The organism is Mesorhizobium alhagi CCNWXJ12-2, from assembly GCF_000236565.1.
Classification (GTDB): Bacteria; Pseudomonadota; Alphaproteobacteria; order Rhizobiales; family Rhizobiaceae; genus Allomesorhizobium; species Allomesorhizobium alhagi.
In genome coordinates this window covers 1-1,307 of the sequence record NZ_AHAM01000190.1, presented here as the reverse complement: position 1 = coordinate 1,307, position 1,307 = coordinate 1, and the positions used below count along the sequence as shown (strand labels likewise).

The following is a 1,307-nucleotide window of genomic DNA, read 5'->3' as shown; positions in this document are numbered from 1 at the left end:
GAAAAGCCACTGGCGGGACTGCCGGTCGATGTCGCCTTCATCGGCTCGTGCACAAACAGTCGACTTTCCGATCTGGAGGCGGCCGCGCGCGTGGTGAAGGGCCGCAGGGTGGCAGCCAATGTGCGGGGGCTCGTCGTTCCAGGCTCGGCGGAGGTTCGCAACGCCGCACAGGCGATGGGACTGGACAAGATATTCACGGATGCCGGTTTCGAGTGGCGTGAGGCGGGCTGCTCGATGTGCGTGGCGATCAACGACGACTTCGTGGATCCGGGCAAACGGTGCATCTCGAGTTCCAACAGGAACTTCGAGGGTCGCCAAGGTCCCAAGAGCCGGACCCATCTCGCCAGCCCCGCGACCGTCGCCGCGACAGCAGTCGCAGGCGTGATCACCGACGAGTTCGGTCTGCTTTCATAGGGATACTGGCGATGGAAAAGTTTACGAAGCTCGACGGGGTAGCCGCCAGCTTTCCTATTCCGAACATCAACACCGACGCCGTGATACCGGCCTCCTATCAGCGCACGCTCAAGGACGACCCCGGGAAGGGTCTTTTCGCGGGCTGGCGATATGACCTCGATGGCAAGGAAGTGCCTGACTTCATCCTCAACCGGGAGCCCTTTCGGCAAAGCAGGATCATCGTGGCGGGAGAGAACTTCGGGTGCGGCAGTTCTCGCGAATTCGCGGTATGGGCTCTCATGCGATTTGGCATCCGGTGCGTCATCGCACCGAGCTTCGGCGATATCTTCTACGAGAACGCTTTCAAGAACGGCCTACTGCCGATCATCCTGAGCCCCTCCCAGGTTGATCGCCTTCACGACCATCTCGCCAAGACCAACAACCCCTCCCTGACCGTGGATCTGGAGAAACAGATCATCGAGCTGCCCAATGGCGAGAGCGTCCCCTTCACGGTTCCCCCGAGCCGCCGGATAGCGCTGCTGGAAGGGCTGGACGAGATCGGACAGACGCTCCGCTTCGGCGACGAGATCACCGGCTTCCAGCGGAACCAGAAAGTCACCGCACCATGGGTCTATGCACGGCCGCAATATTCCAGATCAGCGAAGGAAAAGGCAGATGCGCGTGCGTCGATCGCTTAGGCAAGCGGCCAGCCGGACCAGCCCGCTCGTTGCGCCAACGGCGCAGGACGCCTTCACTGCGCGAATGATCGAGGGTCTGGGCTTTAAGGCTGTCGCGCTGGGCGGTTCCACCATGCTCGCGGCCAGATACGCCTTGCCGGATCTCGGACTGGCGGCGCTGGCCGAAATGGTCGAGACCGCACGCGACATAATCAACGCGACCGAGCTTCCCTGCAT

At 62.1% G+C, this 1,307-nt stretch carries 3 protein-coding genes; all 3 read left to right on the top strand.

From position 1 onward, the window contains the following. Positions 1-414: aconitase family protein (locus MAXJ12_RS22350; protein ID WP_008838275.1), on the top strand; the 414-nt coding region annotated here is incomplete at its 5' end. Positions 415-425: 11 nt separating this feature from the next. Next, entirely contained in the window at positions 426-1,091 is a 666-nt protein-coding gene (gene leuD / locus MAXJ12_RS22345; RefSeq protein ID WP_008838274.1) for a 3-isopropylmalate dehydratase small subunit, read from the top strand. Next, on the top strand, positions 1,069-1,307 hold a 239-nt coding region (locus MAXJ12_RS22340; protein ID WP_008838273.1), incomplete at its 3' end, for an isocitrate lyase/phosphoenolpyruvate mutase family protein. The genes leuD and MAXJ12_RS22340, both read left to right, overlap by 23 nt.